Origin of the sequence: Paenibacillus sp. FSL R5-0407 (assembly GCF_038009185.1) — a bacterium.
Lineage (GTDB): Bacteria > Bacillota > Bacilli > Paenibacillales > Paenibacillaceae > Fontibacillus > Fontibacillus vini.
In genome coordinates, this window is sequence record NZ_JBBPAX010000002.1 from 1430851 (window position 1) to 1457112 (window position 26262).

The following is a 26262-nucleotide window of genomic DNA, read 5'->3' on the forward strand; positions in this document are numbered from 1 at the left end:
CTGATCTGCTTCGTCATGGAAAGATGACTTTTTGAACAACCTCTTATAGCGAAAAGTCGGTAACGCCCTTTTTGGCTGCATATTTCAGCGTGTATGCTGCATCCGTACCATAAGGCATGGTAGCAATTTTGATGCGGGTATGGTCCAGCCGGCTCTCTTTTAGAACTCTTTTTACCAAGCTTATGCTCCGCTCTTCATCCTTAACGACGCAAAAAATATTAAGATGATATTTCTTCGGGTCGGACAAGGACTTCCCCAGATCAAAGCCGTCAACATGGCCTAAGTCGGCATTCGCCAGAGAGATTTCCAGGTATTCCATGACTTTATCCTTTAACCAGCCGTCGCGTTGGGTGCCTTTAGCGCTTTTCAAAGGATACTGTACCACTAACCAGAATTGTTCGCTCATGTGATCACCAGCCCATTTTATTTTATGCCCCGGATTATCCAAATCGCCCGCATTTAAATGGCTTCAAAACTCCCTAATATTGCTATATTATTATATATGGAGGAGATTCCGTGGGACAACCAAGCACAATGACTAAGCTAAAAAGTTACGCCAAGAAAACAAAGCAAAATTTATTCGTACTTTACTTATCCTACAAAGATAACCGGGTCCCCTGGTATGCAAAAGCGGTTGCTATTTGTGTAGTAGCTTATGCTTTTAGTCCAATTGATTTAATTCCCGATTTCATTCCGATTTTGGGTTATCTGGATGACGTCATTCTCGTCCCGCTCGGGATCACCTTAGCTTTGAAGCTAATACCACCTTATATTATTGAGGAAAATAGAGCAAAGGCCGAAGAGATGAAGCGAAACGGGAAGCCGAAAAATTGGGTATTTGCCATCATAATTGTGCTGGTTTGGATATTGTTGGCCTTATGGGTCGGCAAGTTGGTATATGGATTATTGAATGGATAAGCTGATAGGATCACTGATAGTTTCAGTCCATTGTAAGCTAAAAAAGAGCCCTTTCCAAGCGGTTGCCGACCGCGCAGAAAGGGCTCAATCTATTTATAATTCTACATCTCAATCTCCACAATCGCTTTGCCGTTCTCCCGCAGCTTATCGAATTCGGCCCGGGAAATACGCAGTCCGCCCGTACGATACGGGTTGGAGATCCGCTCGGCTTCCACTTTGTGTCCGTTTATGGTTACGGACTCTACGACGCTGCCCTTAACCCGGTAAATGAAGGTGACCGGGCCGCCGTAATCAAACTCGAAGCGGGTACCGTCCAGCTCATCCGGCAGCACGGGATCGATCAGCAAGTCTCCGCCGTCCACCCGGATGCCGAGCACATTGGAAATCAACTGGTTCATGTAGATTCCGGGACCGCTGGAGTAAATGCGCCAGCCGCCTTTTACCTGAGCCGAGCCGTCACGCAGGTCTTCAAAACGCTGCTGCGCCTCATACCGTGTATTGAATTTGCCGTCGGAGCTGCTGAAATACGTATTGCTTTGACGCAGCTCCGCATTCGGCACGACATCCCGGATGCCGATCGGGTTGATCGCGGCCAGATCATGCCAGATCTGCTCCCGCCGTCCGGTCTTCGCCATCGCTTCAATGTAGCGGATGTGCGCATGCACGTATTGCAGCCCGATTTCGCGGCCGAAGTTCGCCGCCTGCTCTGCGCGCTTAAAGTGCACGTTGACCCCCCCGACATATTGCGCCGGACGGTCCATCAGGCGTACACCGTCAGGGAACAGCAGCTTGTCCTGGATCAGCCGGTAATGGCTCTCCGCCTGTTCCGGGGACAACAATTCGCTGATCATGCTCTGAATCATCGGCAGCAGCCGGTACTTGATGCCGGTCTCCCGGTCTTCCGGGTGCAGCATCAGCTTCACGTCGTTCGGATCCTCGAAATAGAGGAAGCCCGGAATGACGCCCTTTTCCAGCATGTAATGGTTATAGTCGCGTTTGATGCCTTCGACAATCTGCTTCAGATCTTCCGACCAGGCAGGATCCACCTGGCTTAACGCCTTCGACAACACATCTGCGGCTTGATACGTCAGGGCCACGGTCCAACTGCTGACCATAAACTGCTTTAATTGGGCATTGGCCGGTTGAAGCGTATCGTCCCAGTCGCCGTCGCCGTAAGAAGAAAGATAAGTGTCATGAAGGAAATGCTCTTTGATGTAACTCAGTTCTTTAAGCACATGCTCGCGTACCGAGGCGGTCTCCTTCGTAAAGTTAAAGCCATGTTTGCTCGTATAAGGGATCTGTTCATCGAGAATTGAAAAGTCGCGGGTCGCCGTCAAGTAATCGCCGAGCACTTTAAGCGGCCAGACGATAATGTCCCCATGGCTTTCCTCTTGCTGGATTTGCGTATATTTATCGAACATGAACCACTGCGGCCAGTTGCCGTCCTCGGCATACTGATGGGCATAGACCGTCAGCAAAATATCCCGCACCTGCTCGTACTGATGAGTCGCCGAGAAATATTCCACCGGCCCCTGGCAAACGTCCCGCGTCCCCCAGGCCGCGCCGCCGTATTGCTCCAAACCGTGCGGCACGGAGTAGTGAACGAGCATATTGTGGGTATACCACCAGGCGAGCGCGTTCACCTTAAAGAACTCTCCCTCGTCCCCGCTGTCTTTGGTCAATTTAAAGCCGCTCATGACTTTGGCGTAAAACTCTCTATAGCGCTCGATCTCCGCTTCGGCGGAGCGGTGATTGGCCGTCAGCTCGCCGCCGTTCAGCAGCCCTTGGTGCGTCAGCGTCCATTCCGCGCTCGAATCCAGCTCCATCACCACTAGCGAAGCGCAGCCCGGAGCGGCGCCTTCGGCCAAGACCGTCTCGTCGCGCAAGGAGTATGTCGCCCCGTCCAGAACCATCCGGTAAGTGAGCTGTGGATACACCTGCGCACTGATGCAGGAAGCGTCGGCCCGGAACGTAAGGGCTCCGCCCTCGCCATCCTGTTCCATCACATACGGAATTTCATACTCGGCCACGTTCATCGTGATTTGATTCGTCACCAGGAAGCGGTACTTAACCCCGTTTGCGGAACGTACCTGCAACCGAACCTCCGGCGTGTCGACCGTAGTGAAGTTGGTGACGATCAGCGTATCGGCAGGCATTTTATAATACCAGCGAACGTAGTTGAACCCGATCTCGAATAAGGAAGGCAACGTGAGCAAGCGGTATTTGCCATCCAGCTCTACGTAGATCCGCTGCCCGGAAGTTTTCGGCACATTGAGAGCATTGCGGGCGTTGGACATCATCTTGTTGAGGTTCGTATTGCCCACGACCAGCTGCGAATTGAAAATACCGTACATATAAGAGGTGGTCGTAATGACCTCGGCACCGAACCGCACATTATCTCCGCTCATTAAGATATGGCCGTGCGGGCGTTCAACCAGCAGTTCTTTTTCCTTCAGAACGATATGTTCATAGCTATCCGTGAAAAAAGACAGCAGCTGCTCGCCGGCATATTCCACCTGCTGACGCCGCGGGAACCATTGGTCCAGCTCTTCCATAGTCACCGGCAAAGTTTGCAACGGTTCTCCGAGTTTCGGCGAAAGAGTTACCGCCGCACCGTTCTCGTCGCGATCACTTTCCTGCTCCAGATCGGCCGAAGCCAACTCCGCCTCTTCCCATGCCTGACGGATCACGTCATCGTATTCCAGCTCCGTAATCGCGGAAGGATGATCCCCGCGGAACAAACCGTAAAATACAAAGCGCGCTTTGCCACTTAACTCCGTCTTGCGGGATTGCAGCGCCGTATAGGCGAACTCGTACTGGTAAACCTCGTTTGCCAGCTTGTCCTTGGACAGCGCTTCTGGCTGGTTGCTTTCCTTATAGGTTAAGCCGAAAAACTGGAACCCGTCCGTAGAGTAACTCTCGGTCTTGGTCAGCGAGCCTTGCTGCAAGTACGGGAACTTGCCTCCCTGCGGCTGGTTTTGCCGGGAACATACGACGAAGCCTTTGTCCGCATCCTCGAACACGGTATGGTCAATGTACTGCGACAAATAAGCTTCATTGCTGCGTACGGCGCCCGGATCGGCAAGGCCGACGTCCTGTCCGTACACGATATCGGCGGTTACGCCGCTTCCTTCCAGCTGTACATCCCAGAACCATACGCCTTGCGCGGTCAGTGTAAACACAACCCGATACCCGATCGGTTCCTTCCACTCGCCCGGGGCAATTTCGCCTTCCCACACCAGCCGGTCACCGGCTTGACGGAATCGGCTGCCCGAATGAATGCCCAGCAGCGGATAAGCCTGGATCCCTTCCTCCGTGTGCAGCCGGGCGTAAAGATTGCCCAGCGAACCGTCAACCGGATTGCTTAAGAGCTGGTTAATCATCGTGGAGCCGCCGGTTGCTTCATACAGATCGCCGTTCTTATGAAAAGTGAATTCTAGCTCGCCTTGTTGAATCGACAGTTTGGGTTCTGTTGACATCGCCATTCTCTTCACTCCCTGTCTCTCTATTATGTCAATTTTTACATACTCTCATTTATTGCTCCAAACGGAACTCTGCCTGCAGCGTATCGCGGCTGTTCCCGCCAACGTACAGCTCGAATTTCCCTGCATCGCTGGCAAAAGACAAGTCACTGTGATGATACCGCAACTGCGCTTCGGTGATCTCGAACGCCACTTCCATACTTTCACCCGGAGCTAGCGTCACTTGGCGGAAGTCCTTCAACTCTTTCATCGGACGAACGACCTCGCCGGAAACGTCGCGAATATAGAGCTGAACCGTTTCCGTTCCTGTCATGCCCCCATCGTTGCCGACCCGGACCTTGGCCTTCAAGGTCTGCCCCGGTTTCAGCGTCTCCGACGACAATGTCAGCTCTCCATAGGAATAACTCGTATAGCTTAAGCCATACCCGAAAGGGAATAACGGCGCATTCGGACTATCCAGATAATGCGAGACGTATTTCTCCTGCGAGTCCTCCGCTGGCTTCGGACGTCCCGTATTGAAATGGTTGTAATACACCGGAATTTGCCCCACCGTGTAGGGAAAAGACATGGTAAGCCGGCCCGAAGGATTGGCAACGCCGTATAGCAAATCCGCGATCGCCGCCCCGCCCGCACTGCCCGGGAACCAGGCTTCGAGCACCGCATCGACCTCTTCGTAGATGCCGTGCAGATCCAGCGGGCGGCCGTTGAACAGCACGGCAACCATCGGTTTGCCGAGCCGCTTCATGGCTTGCACCAGCTTAAGCTGCGCGTCCGGCAGCTTGATGTTGGTGCGGCTCGCCGCCTCGCCGCTCATCTCCGACGCTTCGCCGAGCGCCAGCACAATGACGTCAGCTTCCCCGGCGGCCTTGACGGCCTCTTCAAGCTGGCGCTCCGTGATGTCATGGATGCCGCAGCCCTCGGCCACTACAAGACCGGAACCGCCGAGCTCCGCCATCGCCGTCCCGAGCTGAATTGCCGTCTCCCGCGATCCGGTCCACGACCAGTTGCCGAGAATGTCGCCGCTTTGCGCAAACGGACCGATCAGTGCGATTCTTTGTCCTTGCTTCAGCGGAAGAATGCCTTCATTTTTCAGCAAGACGCTGGATTTCACCGCGAGCTCCTTCGCGGCTTCTAGATGCTCCTTGCAGTACACGACTTTACTTTCCGCCTCAGGATCGGCGCCGCGCAGCGGGTTATCGAACAAGCCGAGCTTTTCTTTTAACTGCAAAATGCGCATGACCGCTTCGTCGATCAACGACTCGGGTACAAGCCCGTCTTCGACCAGCCGGGCCAGTTCCAGAACATATGCCGAAGTCATCATATCGATATCGACGCCAGCCTGAATCGCCTTTAATGCCGCTTCGCGGTCATCTTCGGCGACGCCGTGCGCGATAAGCTCCCTGATGGCGGCCCAATCGGAAATGACGACGCCGTCAAATCCCCATTCGCCGCGCAGCAGATCCCGCATCAGCTTGACGTTGCCGCTGGCCGGGATGCCTTCCACCGTGTTGAACGAAGTCATCACCATCTCGGCGCCCTCGTCAATAGCGGCTTTATAGGCCGGCAAATAATATTCGCGAAGCTGACGCTCCGAAAGATCGACTGTATTGTATTCCCGCCCGCCTTCCGACAGCCCATAGGCTGCGAAGTGCTTCACGCAGGAAACGAGGCGATCCGTATCGTTCTTTAAATCCTTACCCTGAAAACCCCGGACCATCGCCCGCGCGAACAAAGCGTTCAGGTAAGGGTCTTCTCCCGTCGACTCCATCACCCGGCCCCAGCGGGGGTCCCGCACCAGGTCCGCCATCGGAGCGAAGGTGACGTGCAGCCCGGAAACGGCCGCTTCCTTCGCCGCGATCTCCGCACTGCGCTCGGCCAGTTCCAGATCCCAGGAACAGCCCATAGCCAGCGGAATCGGAAAAATCGTCTTGAACCCGTGCACGATATCCGCCATAAATAGTAGCGGAATGCCATGCCGGTTGTTCGCCATATGTGCCCGCTGTACGGAGATGACCTTCTCCGCGCCGGCTACGCCAAGTACCGAGCCGGCGTTCTGCACGGTATCCGCCGTAATGCCGAGCGATTCCATCGGCCCGGTAATTAGCCCCTCGTCTTCGGCATCCTCATAGAAGGGCGCAGCCAATTGCTGCAGCTGGGCGATTTTTTCGTCGAGCGTCATTTTCTGCAAAAGTTCTTCCAGTCGTCGTTGCTCGGACATGATTTCTCCCTCTCCCATACAAGTTGAATTTTCGAATGATCGTTAAAATCGAATCGTTTCTCAACTTAAATCTCTTTATATTCAAGCAATCTTTATCTAATTTATGTTTTAAAATAATAACGTTTCGACGCGGGTTTACAGGTTTACCAGGACAATGCCTGCACAAAGCCTGCGCAATGCCCCCGTTTTGCCTGCACAGCTCCCTACGCCCCGGCTACTCCATCCATTCACTATCTGTTCTTATCCACCGGCAGCCAGTCAAACACTTTTTGAATGTTGCGGTCCCAGTAGCTCCATTCATGGCCTCCGGGTTCTTCATCATAAGTCACCCGCAGCCCGACCTTCTCGGCATGCTTCAGGAAATTCCGGTTGCCCTCGTACAAGAAGTCCTCCGTCCCGCAGCATTGATACAACTGCGGCTGATTCCCCGCCGCGGCGACCTTTCCCGCCAGCGCCAGCAAATCGTCATCACTGCCTTGAACCTCGGCCACGCTGCCAAACATCCGCTCTTCCTCGCGGTTTCGGAATACTTCAATCTCGCTTAAGCGGTGAACGATGTCCAGACTCCCCGACAAGCTCGCCGCAGCCGCAAAACGTTCCGGCTGGCGAAGCGCCAGTTTGAATGCCCCATATCCGCCCATCGACAAGCCCGCGATGAACGTGTCTTCCCGGCGGTCCGAGATCGGGAACAAGGATTTGGCGATGGCGGGCAGCTCCTCCGACAAATACGTGTAATACGCCGCCCCTTGCTTCATATCCATATAGTAGCTGCGGTCCGCCCGCGGCAGAATGAGCGCGATGCCTTTGTCCTCCGCATAGCGCTCCACCGAGGCCTGCCGGGTCCATTCCGTATGGTCACCGCCCAGTCCGTGAAGCAAGTACAGGACGGGCAGCTTGCCGTCCCGGCTGGACCGGAGCGCAGCCATCGGGATCACCGCATCGATATCCGTTGACATTTCTAGCGTTTCAGCAAATAGAGCCGTTCGTATAAAAGCCAAACCGATCACTCCGCTTTCATTTCACCTTGATGTGTGCTTGTTCAGCTCTTGATCTCTGACACGACCGTTTGAACCGATTGGCGTTCCGTCAACTCCACCTTTAATTTATACGAGTCGTTGACCTGTTCGTCATTCAACAATTGAAACAGCAGGTGGCCCGCCAGCGAGCCGGAATCATACATCGGCTGATGAATCGTCGTCAGCGGAGGTTGAACATACTCGGCCAGCTGAATATCGTCAAATCCGATGACAGAGATATCACCCGGCACGGAGTAGCCGCCTTCTTCCATCGCTTTGATGCCGCCGATCGCCATTTCGTCGTTGCCATAGAAGACAGCCGAAGGTATTTCGCCTTGCATCAGCATCATTTTCGTCGCCTTATAGCCGCCTTCCCGCACAAAATTGCCGCTCAGCCGCCATTTGGCCTTCTCCTCAAGCCCTGCCTCATGCATCGCCCGCAAATATCCCTGGTACCGGACGCTGTTATCGTAGGAATTGGCCGGTCCGCTAATAAAGGCAATGGAGCGATGCCCTTTGTCGATGAGATAACGGGTCGCTTTATACCCGCCGAGTTCCCCGTCTACAACGACGCTGATGAGGCCTTCGCCCGTCGTAAGCCGGTCCATCACGATGATCGGAAAGCTCGAACTGGCCGCATTCAACAAGATTTCATCGGTAATGTTCTGCGCCAGCACGATCGCGCCATCCACTCTTTTTTCGCGTAAATATTTAACCGCCGTAGACCCTTTGCCCCCCATGGAGCTGCAAGCTACCAGGTCGTAACCGTTGGAGAGCGCCACATCCTGGACGCTGCGAATCAATTCCGAATAATAAGGCCCGGATAAATCCGTTAAAATGAGGGCAATCGTATTTGTGCGGCTCCGTTTTAAATCCATGGCGAACCCGTTCTTGTAATAATTCAGCTGCCTAGCCGCTTCCAGCACCTTTTCCTTCGTCTTGGCACTGACTTTGCTGTCTCCGCTAAGTGCGTATGATGCCGTGGAAAGCGCCACGCCGGCCAATTTCGCCACATCCTTAATCGTAGCCATTGCTTATGTCATCCTTTCTAACCGTACAAAAAATCCTACTTACTTATTTCATCCCCGAAATCGTATATCCTTCAATAATATGCTTTTGGAAGAAAGAAAAAACGATAATGATCGGAACTACCATGAAGGCGGCGCCGGCCATTTGCAGGCCGAACTTCGAAGCATATTGTCCCTTCAAGAGCGAGAGCCCGACGGACAGAGTATACAGTCTTTCATCGTTGGCAATAATCAACGGCCACAGGAAGCTGTTCCACGCGCCGATAAATGTCAGGATGCCTTGAACGGCGAAGACCGGTTTTACGATCGGCATAATCAACTGGAAGAAAATCCGCAGTTCGCCCGCACCGTCGAGTCTGGCCGCTTCCATCAAATCCGTCGGAATGGTCGACATGAACTGACGAAATAGGAAGATACCGAACGCGCCGACCAACCCCGGCAGTACAATGCCTGCCATCGTATTTACCAACCCAAGCTTGTTGATGATCAGATAAGTAGGAATCATGGTTACTTGACCCGGAATCATCATCGTGGCCAGGATAAGATAGAAAAATTTGTTCTTGCCCGGAAATTCAAACTTCGCAAAGGCATATCCGGCAAGTGCGTTCAGGAAAAGCCCGACGAATGAACACAACACGATGATCAGCGTATTTTTGAGATACACCATAAAATCCATTTTCGCAAACAGATCCACATAGTTTTTGAAGGTCGGATGGTTCGGAATGATCGTCGGCGGAACAATGGTAAATTCATTTTCCGGCTTAAAGGACGAGCCCAGCATCCAGATAAACGGAATCATCATCAGAAGGCCGCCGGCAACCAGAAGAAATATCATAAAGCCCTTTTCAAATCTTTTCAACGCCATTTGCGTCCCCTCCTTTACCCTTAATATTCAACTTCCTTCCGCTTGACGAGGAACTGCACAATCGTTGCGATGATAATGATAATGAACAGAACAAAGGAACCGGATGCCGCGTAACCGAAGTCGCTTAGCTTAAATCCGTTGTTATAAATAAAGAGTGCCATGGACATCGTTGCGTTGAGCGGTCCGCCCTTCGTCATGACCAGCGGTTCTTCGAAGAACTGAATCCAGCCGATCAGCGTCGTAATCGTCACGAAGAAGGTAGCAAAGCTAAGCAAAGGAATGGTGATATAGCGGAGCTTCTTCCACCCGGTGGCGCCGTCAATTTCAGCCGCTTCATAATAGGAGCGGGGAATTCCTTGGAGCGCTGCCAGGAAAATGATCATATTCAGGCCGATCGCCTTCCATACCGCCATCATAATGAGCGACAGTTTGGCCAGCGTCGGATCCTGCAACCAGGCTTGCCCAGGGACTCCGAACCAGGAAAGGATATAGTTAAACAGCCCGTACCTGCTGTTATAGAGATAACCCCATACAACAGCCACGGCTACAATATTCGTAATGGATGGCAAGTAGTAAACAACCCGGAAGGTATTAAACAGCCAGCTCGTTCCATAATTCAGCAGCAGTGCGGCTGCCATAGAAAATAAAATAACCAGCGGCACCCCGATAATGACATAAATGCCGGTGTTCACAATGGATTTTATAAATACGGGATCCTTAAATAATCCCAGATAATTTGTAAAGCCGGCGCCATTAATGTTAGAAAAGTCGGCCAGCCCCAACAGGTCCATATCGGTAAAGCTGATGACTAATGCGATAATAATCGGCAAAATCGAAAATACCGTGAGTAACAGTATGGCCGGAGCAATGAACAAATACGGATATTTATATTTGTGCCAGCTATTTGCATGCTGCTTCATTTATCCTCACCCCTTAAATTTGTCCACTCCCTTCCAGACGAAGAATCCTAAAGAGATAACCGGGACCCTCGCTTCTGTAGAGTCCCGGCGTCATCTTCGCAGGCGGAAGACAAAAAGATTAATTTCCTAGAATTCCGTTGGCTTCCTCATTCAATGCGTCCATCTCGGCTTGCACATCCGCTCCGCCAACCGTAATTCGTTCAAAGGCTGCGACCGAAGCTTGCGAAACTTCTTCCCATTCCTTGACCATCGGCGTCGGAATCGCACTTTCCAGTTGCTTACCGAATGCGGCGATCATCGGATCGGAGAATTGCTCGTTCTCCCAAGCCGTTTTCAAAGCAGGCAAAGAATTTGATGTTTCGTAAAATTTAAGCTGCGCTTCCTCGCTGCTCAGATAGGCGATAAATTTCGCCGCCCCTTCAGGGTTTTTGCTGTATTTAAAGATCGAAAGGTCGGAACCGCCCATCAGCGATTTATTGTTTTTGTTGGCAGGCAAGGTCTTAACCGTCCATTTGCCGTCAATTTCCGGATTTTGATCCTTCACGGCTTGGATCATCCAAGGACCGCTGATAAACATTGGCACTGTGCCGTCCTTAAAGCCTGTAACGGTATCAAGGTCGGTCGGCGGAACGAGGTTTTCCTTATACAAGCTGTTCAGGAAGTTCATCGCTTCAACGTATTCCGGCTGATTAAACTGCGGTTTGCGGTCGGAGCCAATGACATCGCTGCCTGCTTGCCAAGCGAACATGGACAAATAGTTTTGGTCCTTCGCATCGACTGGCATCATATAGTTACCTTCGCCTCTCGCGGCCAGCTTCTTACCCGCATCTTTCAGTTCATCCCAAGTTTTTGGACCTTCAGGATATCCGACTTCGGAAAGCAAATCGGTACGATAGAACAATCCGCGTGTTTCCACATACCAAGGGATACCTACAGTAACACCGTCATATTGCGTAGTTTGAATGGCACCGTCAAAGAAGTTTTCCGTTTTAAGCTCAGGATACTTCTCGATGTATGGAGCCATATCCAACAAGGCACCTGCCGAAGCAAACTCCGGGATCCAGGTTGTACCCATTTGGATGACGTCCGGACCGTTCTTGGAAGCGACGGCCGTAAGGAGTTTGTCATGCGCGGAATCCCAAGGGATCGCCTGCACGTCTACTTTCACGCCGGGATTTTTCTCTTCATACATTTTCGCAATCGGCTCTACGCTCTCCGAGGTGCCCATGAACCAAACTTTTACTGTCTTGTTTTCGCCTGAAGCCGAATTGGAACCCGAGTTGTTATTTTTCGAGCCGCAGCCGGCCACGATAACAGAAACAGCAAGCAGTGTAATCAAAGCAACTAACCAATTTTTCTTCACTTTTCCTCACCTCTTCATTAGATTAAAAGTCTTGAATAAAAGTCGAAAAACTATGCGTTTGCCCTCTAACTCGAAACGTTTCGATTCATTTCGAAAAAAATATCGAACTTCTTCGAGCTGAATCTTCTCTAATTCGTGTGCAAACCCCCTGTAAAATGCTGTTTTGCTTGAAAGTTACCGCTTACATTTCCCTTTGATAGAATTGGAAGCCTTATAGCTTCCAGTTAGGATATTACAGTAAGTATTTAATTCGAAACGTTTCGTATTCACATTATAAACCCATCATTCCTGAAATTCAAGCTGTTTAATTTCAGTTTTTTTGATGGGTGGTATTTCCACGCACGCGCCTGTTTAACGCGCATACTTAAGACTTAATACCCGGAGAAAGGAGGTTTGTAACAGGAAGGGTAGATTGGACCTAACGCAAAAAGCACCACACAAGCAGAAATAAATACCGCTGAATGGTGCTCCGTATCCAATATAAGGTTAGACTAAGTTTCGAGACCCTGCCGATTCTATGACTTCGGGATGTTCCCGGCCATCAGTACTCCTCGACCTCTCCCGGATCCTGCCCCCACAACCGTCCGTCTTTGCGGTTGAAGGATGAGACGATATCCATCTCCTCCGGGGTCAGTTCGAAATCGAAAATGTCGAGATTATCCTTCTGATGCGGAAGGGAGCCTGATTTAGGGATCGGAATCGCTCCGAGCTGGGTATGCCATCGCAAAATGACCTGTGCTCCCGTTTTTCCGTGAGCCTCCGCAATCCGTACGATTTTCTCATGCTGAACGATATCGTTCCCGCGTCCGAGCGGACTCCAAGACTCCGTAACGATACCGTACTCCGTATGTTTCCGCCGCTGCTCCGTCTGGTCGAAGAACGGGTGCAGCTCCACCTGATTTATGCTAGGGGCTACGCCGGTTTCCTGAATCAAGCGATCGAGATGCTCGTGAAGAAAGTTACTAACCCCGATAGAACGGATATAGCCGCGCTTTTTTGCCTCGATCATCGCCTGCCAAGCCTCCACATATAAGTCCTTCTTGGGGTTGGGCCAATGAATCAAATAAAGATCGTAATAATCCAAATCCGCTCTATACAGCGATTCCTCGATGGTGGCGAGCGCCTCTTGGTAGGGATGACGCCGCCCTGGCAATTTGGAGCAAATCAACAAATCTTCCCTTGGAACGGAACTTCGCTTGATCGCCTTCCCGACGGCCCCCTCATTCTCATAGCTGACAGCCGAATCGATCAATCGATATCCTGCATCGATCGCGGCAACCATCGCCTTAACGCCTTCCTCCCCCTTCAGGCTATACGTGCCCAGCCCGATCGCGGGGACCTTCAACCCGTCATTCAGCGTATATTCCGGAATATTCTGATTCATCTAAACAACCTCCTAGCTGTAGTTGGTAGGATAATGAATGCTTCCATTATAAACGAAGTTGAAGGATTAGTGTCCAGTATGGAAGCCATCCGGCCCCTGGATCCAGCGTAACGTTCCTTTGGCAGGCTTTCATCGTCAAGAAATCGGAGACATGCTACAACGTGATTGCCCGGTGGGGCTTACTGTAATGACTGACACCCCCGCCTCCAACGATGACCTTTCCTCCTTTGTTGAAGACGAGCAGCTTCCTGGAATTGTCGGCAAGAAGCACTTCCGCCTTCGCCCGGTTGGCGGTAGCGATATAAATGACATACCCGCTCTTCGAAATGACCGTACGCCAGTTTCTATCAAATTCGGATCTTAACACTCGGCTCGAATATACCTGATTTTCCACTCTGCCCGCTTGAGAGTTTCTCATATTGAACGCCCCATTTCTTATTTATTTTAATTCCCCTATTAATCTATTCCTTTTAAAAAAAACAGGTGTGGGAATCTGGTACAAAATAAAAAGACACCCTAAAGGTGTCTAAGCAGGGCGTCCGCCAAGTCCGTCCGGCTAGTTCCGCAATTAATTTAATTTTCGGATATACCAGGCATCACATGCAAAGTGATCGGAACCGGCAAGCGGTGCATCCAAAGACTGAAAGCCGTGTTTCACATAAAAGCGGTTGGCCGCCTCCATCGTTTTTAGCGTCTCCAGATAGCAGGCGTCATAATGCCGCTGCGCAAACAGGAGTGCCGTCCGGAGCAGCTCCGCCGCCGCGCCTGTTCCTCTGGCTTCGGGAAGCAAATACATTTTCTGCAGCTCGCAAATCTTGTTCTCCGGAGAACCGAATTCGGCGATACCGCAGCCCCCCAGCATCTTGCCGCCGGAATCGAAGACCACCCAATATTTGCGACCCTCCTGATTATAGTAATCGGACAGATGACCCAGGCTCTCGTCTTCCCAAGCCAGCCCTTCGCGATTCCCGCCAAATTCGATCAGACATTGACGTATAATAATCTCGATCGTGCTGTTATCTTCTGCCTGAATGCTTCTTATCATCCTAATGCCTGCCCCCAAACTCTAGCTTCCAATTCTATATTCATTCTTCTCCCGGCGCCCTATCCATAATGGACCGATCCTCTGGAGAACTCTCCGCTTTCTTTTAATTGAGCGATATCGTGGCCCGTTGGATTCTGAAAGGCTCGAAGTCCGAATGTCGGAGCAACCGCAAAAATGTGGTCGAAAATATCCGCCTGAACCGATTCATACACTCCCCAGTTGATGTCGTTGCTGAAAGCATAGACTTCCAACGGCAGTCCGTTATCTCCCGGGGCCAGCTGTCGGACAATCAGCGTCATATCCTTATTGATTTTGTGATGATTTTTCAAATACTGATGAATGTATTCCCGGAATACTCCCACATTCGTGAGCTGCCTTCCGTTCACTTTGCTTTCCGTATTAATGCGGTGTTCCGTATTGTAAGCGTTGATTTCATTTATTTTTGTCGTGACATAATCGGTAAGATAGTGAATCTTCTTAAATTCCTCAAGCATTTCCTCGGTACAAAAGCTTATGCTGCTCGTATCGATAAAGACGCTTCTCTTAATCCTTCTGCCTCCGGATACTTGCATGCCCCTCCAATTCTTGAACGAATCCGAGATAAGTGCATAGCTGGGAATCATCGTGATCGTTTTGTCGAAATTCATGACCTTCACCGTGTTCAAGGTAATGTCGATCACGTCGCCGTCCGCGTTATATTTAGGCATTTCAATCCAGTCTCCGACGCGCACCATATCATTCGAGGATAATTGAACGCCGGCCACCAGACCTAAAATGGAGTCCTTAAAAATTAGCATCAGAACAGCCGATAAAGCACCAAGGCCGCTGAGAATAATCAATGGATTTTGGCCAATGAGATTCGCAATGACCACAATGCCCCCGATGATAAATAGAACGATCTTCGCCACCTGGATATATCCCTTAATCGGCCTTATCTTGGAAACCTCAAACGAACGATAAATGGCGTCAAAGGCATTGAGCAGCGCATTAAATACCATGATAGTTACGACAATCATATACGTTGATGCGGCCTTCTCAATCAAAGCCTCATAGGACGGAAAGATCGACGCAGAAGAATAGATGATGATCGCCGGCACGAGATGCGACAGCTTATGGAACACCTTTTTCTCCATAATGATATGGCCCCATGTAAACCTGTTGCTGCGAATAACGTAACTGCCGGTCTTCAGCACGATCCTTTTGGCTATATAATTGGCAAGGATGGAGACCAAGGCGATAAGGACAACCATGATCATATTCGATAAATAAACTATACTTTGATCGCTCATGCCGTATCCGTCTAGTTGATGTTTGATAAAGTCCATTACTTCCTCCTGACCCGATTTATATTAGCCTATTATTATAAATTAGATCCTAGTACGAAGCAAAATGAATGCAATTCCAATTTCTCTCATTAGCTACCGGCAGATTCGTTTATCTGTTGTCGGCTTTCAATTTATCAATATATTGTTTGCCTTCCAACAAGGAAAGGCCTAAAGTTTCCCTTGCCTTTTTAACGGCTTTAACGTCTTCGCCCTCCTGGATTAACTTGCGCAGCTCATCGTTTATTGGATTTTCCGGTAGTCCCGTTTGCCGGGTTAACCGGTCTATGGTATGTTGCATTCCTTTTATCCGGCCTTCCAATTTCCCCACCTTAGTCCATAAATTGATTATTGCAAGAAGAGATATAACTATAAGAAGGTATTCCAAGTATTGCATGGATCCACTCACTCTCCCTCTATACTTAATTAGTTCCTTCCCTCATGCCTTCCGAACGGAAGGCGAGTAAAATACGTCACTATGCATGTGCTGAATTTTGTCCCAGTTGCCGGGATTGGTCGTGTCTGGAGAGCGGTGCTCCAGAATGTCCTGATATAGGGCGGTTTTTTGTTCCAAATGGTCGATGTGCCGTTTGGCTTCCTCGAGCTTAACGAGCGCCGCTTCTTTATGCTCCATCATGAGCGTATAGCGTTGCGGAATGGTCGAATCACCTTCAAGACAAAGGTCGATGTACGTTTTAATGACTTCAATCGGCATCCCGGATTGCTTGAGACATTTGACGCCAAACAGCCAGTTGATCGATTCCTCGTCGAACATCCGAATGTTGTTTTGATTGCGCTGCACGCTCGGCACCAGACCTTTATCCGTGTAAAAGCGTACAGCATGCTCGGTGAGTCCTGTGATCAGAGCGGCTTCTTTAACCGTATGCATGTGAAACCTCCTTGAAAAAACATTTTTGGAAGCGGCTTGACTTCGTGTAACACGAAGGCTCTAGGCTTATTGTAATGCAAACCGGCCGTAAGCGAAATCCTCACACGGTGTCCGACACCAGGGATTCGCGGCCGTTGCAACTCAACAATTAAAGAAATGGGAGGAATTACAATGCAAACCGTAACACTAAACAACGGCGTGAAAATGCCGATCCTCGGCTTCGGAGTATACCAAGTTCCAGATGCTGAAGAATGCGAGAACGCGGTATATGAAGCGCTGATGGCCGGTTACCGCCTGATCGACACCGCCTCAGGTTATTTGAATGAGGAAGCGGTCGGACGTGCGATCAAACGCAGCGGCATACCGCGCGAGGAGCTGTTCATCACGACCAAGCTCTGGGTTCAGGATGCAAGCTACGAGAGTGCCAAGGTGGCGTTTGCCAAATCCTTAAAGAAGCTGAATCTCGACTATCTCGATCTATACCTGATTCACCAGCCGTTCGGCGATTACTACGGCGCTTGGCGCGCGATGGAAGACCTATACCGTGAGGGCAAAATCAGGGCGATCGGTGTCAGCAACTTCCTGCCCGACCGCCTGATGGATCTCATTGTGCATAACGAAATCGTACCCGCCGTCAACCAGGTGGAAACACACCCGTTCTATCAGCAGCTCGAGAGCGCCGCTTTTATGAAAGAGCAGGGAGTGCAGCACCAGTCCTGGGCACCGTTCGCCGAAGGACTTAACAACCTGTTTGGCAACGAAGTTTTGTCCATGATCGCAATGAAATACAACAAGTCCGTCGCTCAAGTCGTGTTGCGTTGGCTTATTCAGAAGGATATCGTTGCCATTCCAAAATCCGTACGCAAAGAGCGTATCGTCGAAAACTTCGATATTTTCAATTTCGAGCTACACCAAGAGGATATGGAGCAAATTACTGCCTTTGATACGGGGAAAAGCCTTTTCACATCGTACCACGATCCAGAACTCGCCAAGAAGATGGGTAACTGGAAGTTTGATTACTAGGATCAAACCGCGAACGGAAACAAACCGTAAACGTATCACGGCATCATCCTCATCTACGAAGAGAAGACAGGGCGGGCCCGCCCTGTCTTCTCTTTACTTAATTCGCATGGAAGCAAACAACCCTTAAGGGCATTATCATATTCCAATTTCCCTCATCTTCACCGTTACTTTCTCGATTCTGTTATCCGGATTACTCCCGTCAAACTTCGGAAGCGTCAGTTCGCTCGCGATGGTGCCGTCGTTCATAAACAGAATTCGCTCCGCCCGTGCGGCAACTTTGGCGTCATGGGTAACCAGCATAACCGAGGTCCCCTCCGCATTGATCTCGGAAAACAGGTCCATGATTTCCTGCGCGGTTTGTGAGTTGAGCGCCCCAGTAGGCTCGTCGCCGAATATAACTTTCGGGCTGTTCATCAGCGCCCGGCAGATTCCCGCACGCTGAAGCTGACCTCCCGAAACCTGGGTAATGTCGCGCTTTTCCAGCTCTGCGATTCCAACTCTTTTCATCAGTGCTCTTGCTGTTTCTGTCATTTTGGCTGCATTTTTACGGTTCCCCCGCATAGACGGAAGAATGATGTTGTCGAGGATATTCAGGTTCTTCAGCATCGTCGGCTGCTGGAACACGAAGCCCATCTTACTTCTCCGTAAATCCGACAACTCCGTTTCCCCAATCTCCGAAATATCCTTGCCGTCGATCATGACCTTGCCGCCATCAATGCCATCCGTCCCGCTTAGCGCAAATAGCAGCGTTGATTTCCCCGAGCCCGAGGGCCCCATCACCGCAACGAATTCGCCCTCGTTAATGCAGGCGGACACACCGCCCAGAACCTGACGCTTCTCTTCGCCCTCCCCGAAGGATTTAACGATCTGATCCCCGATAATGATCTTCTTCATAGTCCCTACCCCTTTATATTTTCGGAAATTTTGATTTGTCCCGCGCCCGATGTACCGATCAGAGTTGCAATCAGCACCGAGCCGATCATCATTAGTGGACTAAGCAGATACGCGGAGAACGGATTAACCGTAAATTGAAATGTCGACGCTCCAAAAGAGGAGATTACCGCGCCCGCAAGCCTCTCACCGAGCGTGTTGGACAGAAGCGTGCCGAGAACAATTCCGATGATCAGAACGAACGCCGAACGGGAAACGTATTGAGCCTGAATATCCGCTTTCGTGAAACCGAACGTCTTCATGACGCTAATGGAATATTTGTCTTTTGTGACAAGCAGCTTCATGAACAACAGTGTAACCAATACCATGATTACAAGTGCAACGACAATTGCGGATTTTGCAGCCTTTCCGACAGAGCCCATCGTCGAGCCGAAGGTCTGTGCAACAAATTCATCGATGTCCGAAACTTTTGCATAACTGAACCGGTCAGCATATTCCGCAACCTTACCGCCGATCAGAGCGGGGTCCGTAAGCTCCGCACAGATCACATACCACATCACATCCGCCGAATGATCGGTAAAAACAGCCTTTGCTGTCTTTCCTCCGTTGGTAATGTCGGAGTAAATGCCGCTTACCGTCAGGTTTTTGTCCTGCCCCTCAACCACCAGGGTGATGATCTCGCCGACCTTTGTTCCCAGTTCGTTGGCGTTCAGGGCTGAAAGAGCAATTTCGTCTGCCGCTGCAGGCGCCCGGCCCTCGGAATATTTGACGGGAAATATGGAGTGGTCGCCGAGCTCAACCTTTATCCGTTCCTCCGAGCCGTCCTTCGTCTTGGCCTGGAATGTTTTCGTGGCAAGCACGACATATTGTAAAATGTCCCTGTCGTCGTTCAACGTTTGTGCAATTTCAGCCGCCTTTTCGGTAATCCGATCGGTCTGTTGAAGGTCCATTCGCATTTCGGCATCGCCTATCCCCATATACTGAGAGAAGCCCTTCGAGGAAATCGTGTTATGTAAATTTTGCGGAACGATGATGATAAATGCCGAAATCATCAGTACTGCAAGCATAGTGGCGTAGAGCTTTTTCCTTGCGAGAACATCCTTCACGCCGAGAAAAATATTCGTGCTGAGCAGACGGTTCCCGCTCAGATTAAACCGCTTTGCTCCTGCAGCTTTTTCCTGGGAAGTGCCAAAACGGATCGCTTCGGCCGGAGATATTCTCCGGAAGCGTCTCAGCACCCCTCTTACATAGCCTATGATGGCAAGAAATACCGCCAGGATACCGATGATTCCGAAGGCTCCCGCCCAGGAAGAATGCTCGCTTTCCCCCATATAAAGCCGTATATTTTCAAGAAGCATTCCTTTGAATACGAAAGAGAGCCCGAACCCTAGAATGCTGCCAGCAGCCGCAACAGCCGCATATTTAGCGAGATAAATCTTCTTGATGTCCGAAATGCGCAGTCCGATGGCCTTCATGACCCCGATTTCACGGTAATCGTCTTCGATTTTGGCAAGCAGCGTAAATCGAATGCACATTAAAGCAATGGCAACGACAAGCAAGCTGACAAGCAGAATTACTCCAATCATCATGCCGTCGGAAATGGCGTTGATCATTTTGAACAAGGGGTATGTAATTGTTGGTCCGTTCGCTTCAAGTCCTGCGGAGGCATAAGCGGTTTCGAAGGCGCCGAGCGCCGACAAATCCTTTAATCTGAACTCAATCAGATACTCCGTACTTCCCAGGTCTTTCATTTCCGCATAATCCTTGCTGCTTACAAGAAATCTCTTTGAAGAGGAAAGCGTGGAGTTCATCTGCGAATCGCGGAGAAATCCCGCCACGATAAATTCTTTTCCGCTGATGACGGCCTGATCGCCGATCTTTGTGCTATTGTCCTTCATATAACTTAACGGCACATACAGCTCGCCGTCGGATACGTGGATGACGTTTCCGTTCAGATCAAGGAGATAGTCGAATTTTTCACTCTGGACGCTGAATCCGTTATCCTGAACACTATCCGCAAGCGAAGTATCGCCTAATCTGATCTGCGCACCGTCCATATTGAGAAATTCCAGCACCTGAAATTCATCGACATTCCCGTTCCGCTCCGCAAACTCCGTTAGGCGACCAGTATCGATATCCCCCGTATGCATCTGCATAAAATGCGGCGTTTCCGCCTTCATCATCAGCGTATTTATCGCACCTGAGAGATTTACGACGAGGATCACCGCCAGAGATACCAGCATCGCCGCCGCAGCCACAAATATCATCGTTGTCAACGTGATCAGCTTACTCCTGGCTATGTCATTGCGAATTAATCTGTAATACATGAGCCACCTCCGAATTCCAACTTTCTAACCGCCAAACATCCTCATGACGTCCATCAAACTTCCACTTTCGGCACCAAGCAGCCTTTCAACGTTGCATACAAAAGCCAGTATTCGCGATCCGCGCTCCTCCTCCGTCATAGGTACCATGTCATCATCAAATACCGTATTCGCATAAATCACGACCATTTCCATGCATTCGTACGGGTACGGGGTGTTGAAAATTCCCTGCTCGATCCCCTCGCGGATGATTCCCGTCAAAATCGGTGTAACGCCGGTAATGATGCTTTTCTGGATTTTCTGGTGCATCAGTGCATTCTGCGGTTTATGAATATGCTCCATAATCTCCTTACTGCTGCTTCCGCCGTGGCTGATGTTCATGGCCATTACGGTACGAATCACACGCTCGACGACGGGGATGCTCCTATCGGCGGCAACTTGCTGCGCCGCGCCTAAAATGGAGATATTATAGCGCTCAATCAGCGCGTCCATAATATCCTCCTTCGACTTGAAGTGATGATACAGCGTTCCCCGCGCAATGCCGACCTTGTCGAGCAAGTCGTTTGTGCTCGTACCGTCGAAGCCCTTCTGCCCGAAAAGCTCATCCGCCGCATCCAGGATTTCATTTCTGCGCTCTTCCGCCTCTTTTTTAATTCTCATTGATCTGGTGCCTCCTTCGTTACCGACCGACTGTCTGTCGGTTAGATAGTAACAAGGATGATTTGGGATGTCAAGAGGGGCCCATTCAAATTACAACTTATGGATAATAAAAAAGCCATTTCCGTCTCCTCGTTATTTGCTTATAGGTTTAGAAAAAAGATCCATGATCTTCGTTACCCTTAGCAAACAACAAAGAGTCGAGAAATAGCTGCGCATATCCCATAATAAACGCTATATGGAGCGAAGGATTCAGACTACGTACTCCTTTTCCATACCCTTGTCATCAATATACCTTATTAAAGTCTTATTCGTGTTCAGGTCGATGAATAACCCGCACCAGGTATTCTCCTTTTTCCAGGAAAGCCGGATTTCATTCTCAGGACTTTCCTCTATGCTGAATTCTCCCTGGAACGCCTCATATTCATTTCTGAAACGGATCAGCTTCAAGAGTCTTTGAACTACATCTTTCTGAAGCGATTCTTCAATCTCATCCACAGTAAAGTTATGTCGATTGATTTCGCGGCCTTCTCCGGACTTCTTGACCGCCTCTACATCATTCTCACCCGCTAACAGGCCTACGTAATAGACCTGAGGCACTCCCGGAACAAAGAATTGAACGGCGCGCGCGGCCAAGTAAGCATCATCATCGTTATTCAATACAGAATAATACGAGCAGCGAATTTGGTGAACATCAAAACCATCCTCAGACTTGTGCTCCTCCGACAGGATTAAGCTTAAGTTCGAGCCTCGCTCCAGACATACATCGACCAGCTTTCTGGCCTCGGGCGGATCAATCAGCCCGTCCATATCCGGCTTAACGGGAATCCCGTCATGGCAATCCAGCATTGTAAATTGTTTATCGGGCCTGTTAGTTAAGTATTGGTATAGCTTCTCATTGGATTTATTAATGAACGTGTCCAACAGGGTATACGGCAGGATAAAGTCGTAAATCCAGAAGCCATGTTCTGCCAGCTTATACTGGATGGAGTAATGGGCATGAACCTCCGGCAGGAGCTCAATGCCATGGGAGCTTGCAAGCTCCATGATCCAATCCAGAAAATCATAAATTTCCGGTTCTACAAAAAAGCAGCTTGTTCCAAGCTTTTTAATAATGTAGCCAACCGCATCCAGCCTTACGATTTTGACATTATGTTTGCTGAAGTTTTCGAAAAATTGCGTGAAGAGCTGCTTTACCTGATCGGAATGGATATCCAGATCAATCTGCTCGGAAGGATCCGTCTTGCCGAAAGTCGTCCATACCTTCTCTTCCTCGCCGGTTTCCTTAATCTTGTAGGTGGAGTAAGGAAGCGGTCTTCGCAAGAACATTTTGCTGATATCCTCTTCAACGGGTTGTCCGTCTGCCCATATCTTATCTAAAGTAATAAAAAGATCGGCGAATTCCGATTTCCGGCCCTTCTCTAGAAAGTCTTGAAAATACATGGACTGTCGGGAGATGTGATTGACCATCAAATCAACCAGTACATCGAACTTCTCGCCAATGGTGCGGATGTCCTCCCAGCTTCCGAAGGCCGGATCGATTTCCAGATAGGTCAGCGGGGCAAATCCGCGATCACCGGAGGACGGGAACGGAGGGAGAATATGAATGCCGCCTTGGAATATATCCGAAAAATAGTTCGTTAACACGTCATGAAGCGTCTTCAAATCCCCTCCCATAGAGTCGGGATAAGTGATAAGCTGTACCTGATTTTTTACCGCCATGTCAAATTCTCTCCTCCTGTGTATTCTGCTATAAGCTATACATTTGTCTTATTTCTTCCAGTTGCGGCAAGTCTATAACAGCTCCCAGAAACTTCAATTTATATGCACTCACAGCAAAGCCAAGATTCAAGGATTGTTGAAGAGTGTAGCCTTTCACCAAGCCAGAATAGAATCCTGACCAGAATGCATCCCCTGCACCGGTCGTGTCCACAATCTGCTCGGCCAACGTATCAAATTGTATCGTCTCCTGACCGTTGGAGACAATCGCCCCCTCTCGTCCCAACGTCATGATGACGAGTTTGGCACCCAGGCTAAGGAACTTATCGATTTGATTCAGGTGACTGTCCTTCCCGAACAATCTTTCCGCGTCATCTTCGGAAGGCTTTACGATGTCAACCTTACCGATCAGGGATTTGATATACTCAATACCGTCTTCATCCTTTTCCCAGAGCATGTGATGATAATTGGGATCAAAGCAGATCAGGCAATCATGGGCTCTCGCCTGCTTGATGACTTCCTCCATCGTATGACGAACCGGAGTTCTTGAGACGGGCCAGCAGGAGAAATGAATGATTTTGGAATTCTTCACGGCCTGATCCAGTTCAGCGGTATAAGATAAACGGTAGTCGGCGTCTCTATAAAAGATTGGAATCGGGGTGCCCTGACTCTTGGTTACTACGACCATACTCGTTGAATGTTCTACCTGCTGAATCAGGTCCGTATCTACGCCAGCGGAGCTCACACGATTCAGCAGAAAGCTTCCGAGACCATCAACGCCCACGGCCGAAGCGAGCCGGGAATTGATTCCTAACTTCTTCGTATTCATCACGATGTTTGCAGGCGAGCCGCCAAAAAATTTATGATACATACTGGATTCACTGTGGTCCCCGTACTCGGCAGAGATCATATCGATTAAGAGCTCGCCGATCGCCAGGAGGTCATTCTTTCTATTTGCCAAGGTGATGCTGTTGCCGAATTCGATCATTTTCACACCTATTTCAATTTATATATTTGAATGCATACGCTAGGCACATCTGTTCTTCCGCCCTGGAGGCTTCCTACGAAAACCCCGCTCCGCAGCCAGTCATACTTGCCATCCATCACTTGAAAGCGGGGTGTTGTCTTAATCATGCATGGATGAGCGCCGGAGTCCAGATTTCCTTCATTTTCAATGGAGATATAGACGCCGTCATCGGTTTGGAGTGCATATTTGGCAAATGCATGCGCTGTGCCGTCAGGGAGTGTCGTATTCCAATCGTATCCTCCGGAAAGAATCTTACCTCTCAGCTTCGGCCCCACAAAAGACCCGCCTGTAATCGGAATCAGCCTCAAGAGTCCCTTGGGAGTATGACCCACTTCCAGGTTTTCGCCTAATTCTACGATAAGCTCCATCACGAATTCCGCTTCTAACAGCATTCCCGACTCACATCCTCACTGAGCATCCACTTGAACGCCTTTTCAATATACTCATTCCAGAAATTCCAATCGTGCGTGCCCGGTCCTTCGACATAAGTATGTTCTATGCCTTGATCGATCAGGAAGGCGTGATACTCCCTGTTTTCCCTCAATAAAAAGTCTTCCGTTCCGCACGCCATATAGATGTGAGGGATCGCTGCGTTCTCCTGCTTCAGTTGAAGGAGCAAGGCCTCGGGATCCTTATCGCTTCCCAAGAGCTCATTCAAATCACCGAATACGCTTCTATAGTATTTATAGTCTGCAATCGGGTCTTTAAAATCGACAGGAATGCCAGCAATATTCCGTGTTATCAATGCGGAAGACAAAGCAATAATCCCGCTGAAATTGTCGGCATACTTCAATCCGTTACGTAATGCCCCATAGCCGCCCATGGATAAGCCGCCGATAAAGGTATCCTCTTTCTTCGTGGAAATGGGGAACGCATTTCGTGTAAATTCAAGGAGCTCATTTCCGATAAACTCAGCGTACAGTTGTCCTCTATCCGTATCATCCAGGTAAAAGTTGTTTTCACCGGAAGGCATGAATACAGCGATATGGTGTGTAAGCGACAATTCCTGAATCTTGGACCCGGTCACCCAATCCATATGATTCCCGGAATAGCCATGCAATAGATAGAGAGACTTCATGGGCCCCTGCTCCATCTTCTCCTGACCTGGAATTTCGGGCGCGTCCACCGGAATCAGGGCATTGAAGGAAACCAGTCTTTTCAACGTTTTCGAATAAAAATTCACTTGAAAAAACGCCACATTCATCTACTCCTTATTGGTTTGTTTAAAAGCATTTTTCAAGGCATTCACACATCCGCTTCTAGCTTGTTTACTGATGTCCTGCTCGTTGAAGATGGCGTCAAAGCCATGGAAGCATCCCGGATAAAGGTGGAATTCCACCGGCACTCCGGCCTGTGCCAATCTGGCGACATAATCCATGGTCTCATCTCTGAAAGGATCCAACTGACCGATAAACGTATATGTTGGCGGCAGACCGGACAAATCCTCGGCTCTGCCGGGGGCCGCATAAGGCGAAACCGCATCTGCGGCGGCAGCACCTAAATACATTTTCCATGCCAACAGATTATTCTCCCGATTCCAGGCGGTCGGCAGGTTCTGTTCATTAATTTCATAACTCGACGGCGTTTCATTCCGATCATCCAGCATCGGGTAGAGCGGCATTTGAAAGGCAATCTGCGGTCCTCCCCGGTCACGAGCCATTAAGGATAACGCCGCCGTCAATCCTCCACCGGCACTGGCTCCCGCAATAGCAATTCTTGAGGAGTCTATCTGCAGTTCTTCAACCTGATCCGCCGTCCATTTCAGCCCGGCATAGCAGTCCTCGATGGCTGCAGGATACGGATGTTCCGGTGCAAGCCGGTAGTCAATGGATACGACCACGCAGTGAACCTCATTGACGAAAAATTCACACAGCCCGTCGTCTCCATCCGGAGTCCCCAGAATATATCCGCCGCCATGAATCCAATACACGGCCGGCAATTTCGGGGTTTCCCTATTGACGGGTTCATAGATTTTTATCCGCAGCTCCGACTCCGGACCTTGAATGCTCCGGGTTGTTATCTTTACTTCGGGAGATGTATCCAAGGCAGGCGGCTTGAAGCTTCTGATCTTTTCTATGTCGTCGTTTAAATCAAGCTTCGGGGCTTGTTTTAAAATCCCTAATAGTTCAGGCAACACTCTTTTTTCATAGGACATCGCTCAAAACTCCTCG

General features: G+C 50.0%; 24 protein-coding genes. 2 read left to right on the forward strand and 22 right to left on the reverse strand.

Annotation, left to right across the window (positions count from 1 at the left end; all coding sequences use genetic code 11):
* Positions 1 to 43: 43 nt before the first annotated feature.
* A complete protein-coding gene (locus NYE70_RS25390) occupies positions 44 to 406 on the reverse strand; it encodes a hypothetical protein (RefSeq protein ID WP_341048873.1) in 363 nt (120 codons plus the stop codon).
* A gap of 128 nt (positions 407 to 534) precedes the next feature.
* Here NYE70_RS25390 and NYE70_RS25395 point away from each other — a divergent pair, with 128 nt between their 5' ends.
* Positions 535 to 918, forward strand: coding sequence for a YkvA family protein (locus tag NYE70_RS25395; RefSeq protein ID WP_341048990.1), 384 nt, complete (start codon positions 535 to 537; stop codon positions 916 to 918).
* Positions 919 to 1019: 101 nt separating this feature from the next.
* Here the strand turns inward: NYE70_RS25395 and NYE70_RS25400 are convergent, their stop codons facing one another.
* The 13 genes from NYE70_RS25400 to NYE70_RS25460 form a co-directional block, all read right to left on the reverse strand.
* Entirely contained in the window at positions 1020 to 4403 is a 3384-nt protein-coding gene (locus tag NYE70_RS25400) for a GH36-type glycosyl hydrolase domain-containing protein (protein ID WP_341048876.1), read from the reverse strand.
* Positions 4404 to 4452: 49 nt separating this feature from the next.
* The gene (gene bglX, locus NYE70_RS25405; protein WP_341048877.1) at positions 4453 to 6618 is read right to left on the reverse strand and encodes a beta-glucosidase BglX; all 2166 of its coding nucleotides are present in this window, start codon (positions 6616 to 6618) and stop codon (positions 4453 to 4455) included.
* A gap of 230 nt (positions 6619 to 6848) precedes the next feature.
* A complete protein-coding gene (locus NYE70_RS25410) occupies positions 6849 to 7616 on the reverse strand; it encodes an alpha/beta hydrolase (protein ID WP_341048878.1) in 768 nt (255 codons plus the stop codon).
* Positions 7617 to 7657: 41 nt separating this feature from the next.
* Positions 7658 to 8665, reverse strand: a complete 1008-nt coding sequence (locus NYE70_RS25415; protein WP_211022481.1) for a LacI family DNA-binding transcriptional regulator — start codon at positions 8663 to 8665, stop codon at positions 7658 to 7660.
* 43 nt (positions 8666 to 8708) lie between these two features.
* Positions 8709 to 9527 (reverse strand): carbohydrate ABC transporter permease, encoded by an 819-nt coding sequence (locus NYE70_RS25420; protein ID WP_213654314.1) that lies wholly within the window; start codon positions 9525 to 9527, stop codon positions 8709 to 8711.
* A gap of 20 nt (positions 9528 to 9547) precedes the next feature.
* Entirely contained in the window at positions 9548 to 10447 is a 900-nt protein-coding gene (locus NYE70_RS25425) for a carbohydrate ABC transporter permease (RefSeq protein WP_211022483.1), read from the reverse strand.
* A gap of 118 nt (positions 10448 to 10565) precedes the next feature.
* Positions 10566 to 11810 (reverse strand): sugar ABC transporter substrate-binding protein, encoded by a 1245-nt coding sequence (locus NYE70_RS25430; RefSeq protein WP_341048879.1) that lies wholly within the window; start codon positions 11808 to 11810, stop codon positions 10566 to 10568.
* A 541-nt stretch (positions 11811 to 12351) separates the two neighbouring features.
* Positions 12352 to 13194, reverse strand: coding sequence for an aldo/keto reductase (locus NYE70_RS25435; protein WP_341048880.1), 843 nt, complete (start codon positions 13192 to 13194; stop codon positions 12352 to 12354).
* Positions 13195 to 13348: 154 nt separating this feature from the next.
* Positions 13349 to 13612, reverse strand: coding sequence for a hypothetical protein (locus NYE70_RS25440; RefSeq protein ID WP_341048881.1), 264 nt, complete (start codon positions 13610 to 13612; stop codon positions 13349 to 13351).
* 150 nt (positions 13613 to 13762) lie between these two features.
* On the reverse strand, positions 13763 to 14239 hold the full coding sequence (locus tag NYE70_RS25445; RefSeq protein ID WP_341048883.1) for a GNAT family N-acetyltransferase: 477 nt from the start codon (positions 14237 to 14239) through the stop codon (positions 13763 to 13765).
* A 59-nt stretch (positions 14240 to 14298) separates the two neighbouring features.
* Entirely contained in the window at positions 14299 to 15564 is a 1266-nt protein-coding gene (locus tag NYE70_RS25450) for a mechanosensitive ion channel family protein (RefSeq protein ID WP_341048884.1), read from the reverse strand.
* Positions 15565 to 15673: 109 nt separating this feature from the next.
* Entirely contained in the window at positions 15674 to 15862 is a 189-nt protein-coding gene (locus tag NYE70_RS25455; RefSeq protein WP_341048886.1) for a hypothetical protein, read from the reverse strand.
* A gap of 138 nt (positions 15863 to 16000) precedes the next feature.
* The gene (locus tag NYE70_RS25460; RefSeq protein WP_341048888.1) at positions 16001 to 16450 is read right to left on the reverse strand and encodes a MerR family transcriptional regulator; all 450 of its coding nucleotides are present in this window, start codon (positions 16448 to 16450) and stop codon (positions 16001 to 16003) included.
* A gap of 171 nt (positions 16451 to 16621) precedes the next feature.
* Here NYE70_RS25460 and NYE70_RS25465 point away from each other — a divergent pair, with 171 nt between their 5' ends.
* Complete coding sequence (locus NYE70_RS25465) at positions 16622 to 17473, forward strand: aldo/keto reductase (protein ID WP_341048889.1); 852 nt, start codon at positions 16622 to 16624, stop codon at positions 17471 to 17473.
* A gap of 135 nt (positions 17474 to 17608) precedes the next feature.
* Here NYE70_RS25465 and NYE70_RS25470 read toward each other — a convergent pair whose 3' ends face one another.
* The 8 genes from NYE70_RS25470 to NYE70_RS25505 all read right to left on the reverse strand — a co-directional run bounded on the left by NYE70_RS25470 (position 17609) and on the right by NYE70_RS25505 (position 26246).
* Complete coding sequence (locus tag NYE70_RS25470) at positions 17609 to 18367, reverse strand: ABC transporter ATP-binding protein (RefSeq protein ID WP_341048892.1); 759 nt, start codon at positions 18365 to 18367, stop codon at positions 17609 to 17611.
* A 5-nt stretch (positions 18368 to 18372) separates the two neighbouring features.
* Positions 18373 to 20691 (reverse strand): ABC transporter permease, encoded by a 2319-nt coding sequence (locus tag NYE70_RS25475; protein WP_341048895.1) that lies wholly within the window; start codon positions 20689 to 20691, stop codon positions 18373 to 18375.
* A 24-nt stretch (positions 20692 to 20715) separates the two neighbouring features.
* Entirely contained in the window at positions 20716 to 21348 is a 633-nt protein-coding gene (locus tag NYE70_RS25480; RefSeq protein ID WP_341048897.1) for a TetR/AcrR family transcriptional regulator, read from the reverse strand.
* A gap of 249 nt (positions 21349 to 21597) precedes the next feature.
* The gene (gene gtfA / locus NYE70_RS25485) at positions 21598 to 23067 is read right to left on the reverse strand and encodes a sucrose phosphorylase (RefSeq protein WP_341048899.1); all 1470 of its coding nucleotides are present in this window, start codon (positions 23065 to 23067) and stop codon (positions 21598 to 21600) included.
* Positions 23068 to 23095: 28 nt separating this feature from the next.
* Positions 23096 to 24052 (reverse strand): carbohydrate kinase family protein, encoded by a 957-nt coding sequence (locus tag NYE70_RS25490; protein WP_341048991.1) that lies wholly within the window; start codon positions 24050 to 24052, stop codon positions 23096 to 23098.
* Between the two features lie 8 nt (positions 24053 to 24060).
* Positions 24061 to 24483, reverse strand: coding sequence for a DUF3237 domain-containing protein (locus NYE70_RS25495; protein WP_341048901.1), 423 nt, complete (start codon positions 24481 to 24483; stop codon positions 24061 to 24063).
* Positions 24474 to 25289: an alpha/beta hydrolase gene (locus tag NYE70_RS25500; protein WP_341048903.1), complete on the reverse strand. Its 816-nt coding sequence runs from the start codon at positions 25287 to 25289 to the stop codon at positions 24474 to 24476. Before NYE70_RS25500 ends, NYE70_RS25495 begins: the two co-directional genes overlap by 10 nt.
* Positions 25290 to 25295: 6 nt before the next feature.
* Positions 25296 to 26246: an alpha/beta hydrolase gene (locus NYE70_RS25505; RefSeq protein ID WP_341048905.1), complete on the reverse strand. Its 951-nt coding sequence runs from the start codon at positions 26244 to 26246 to the stop codon at positions 25296 to 25298.
* Positions 26247 to 26262: the final 16 nt, after the last annotated feature.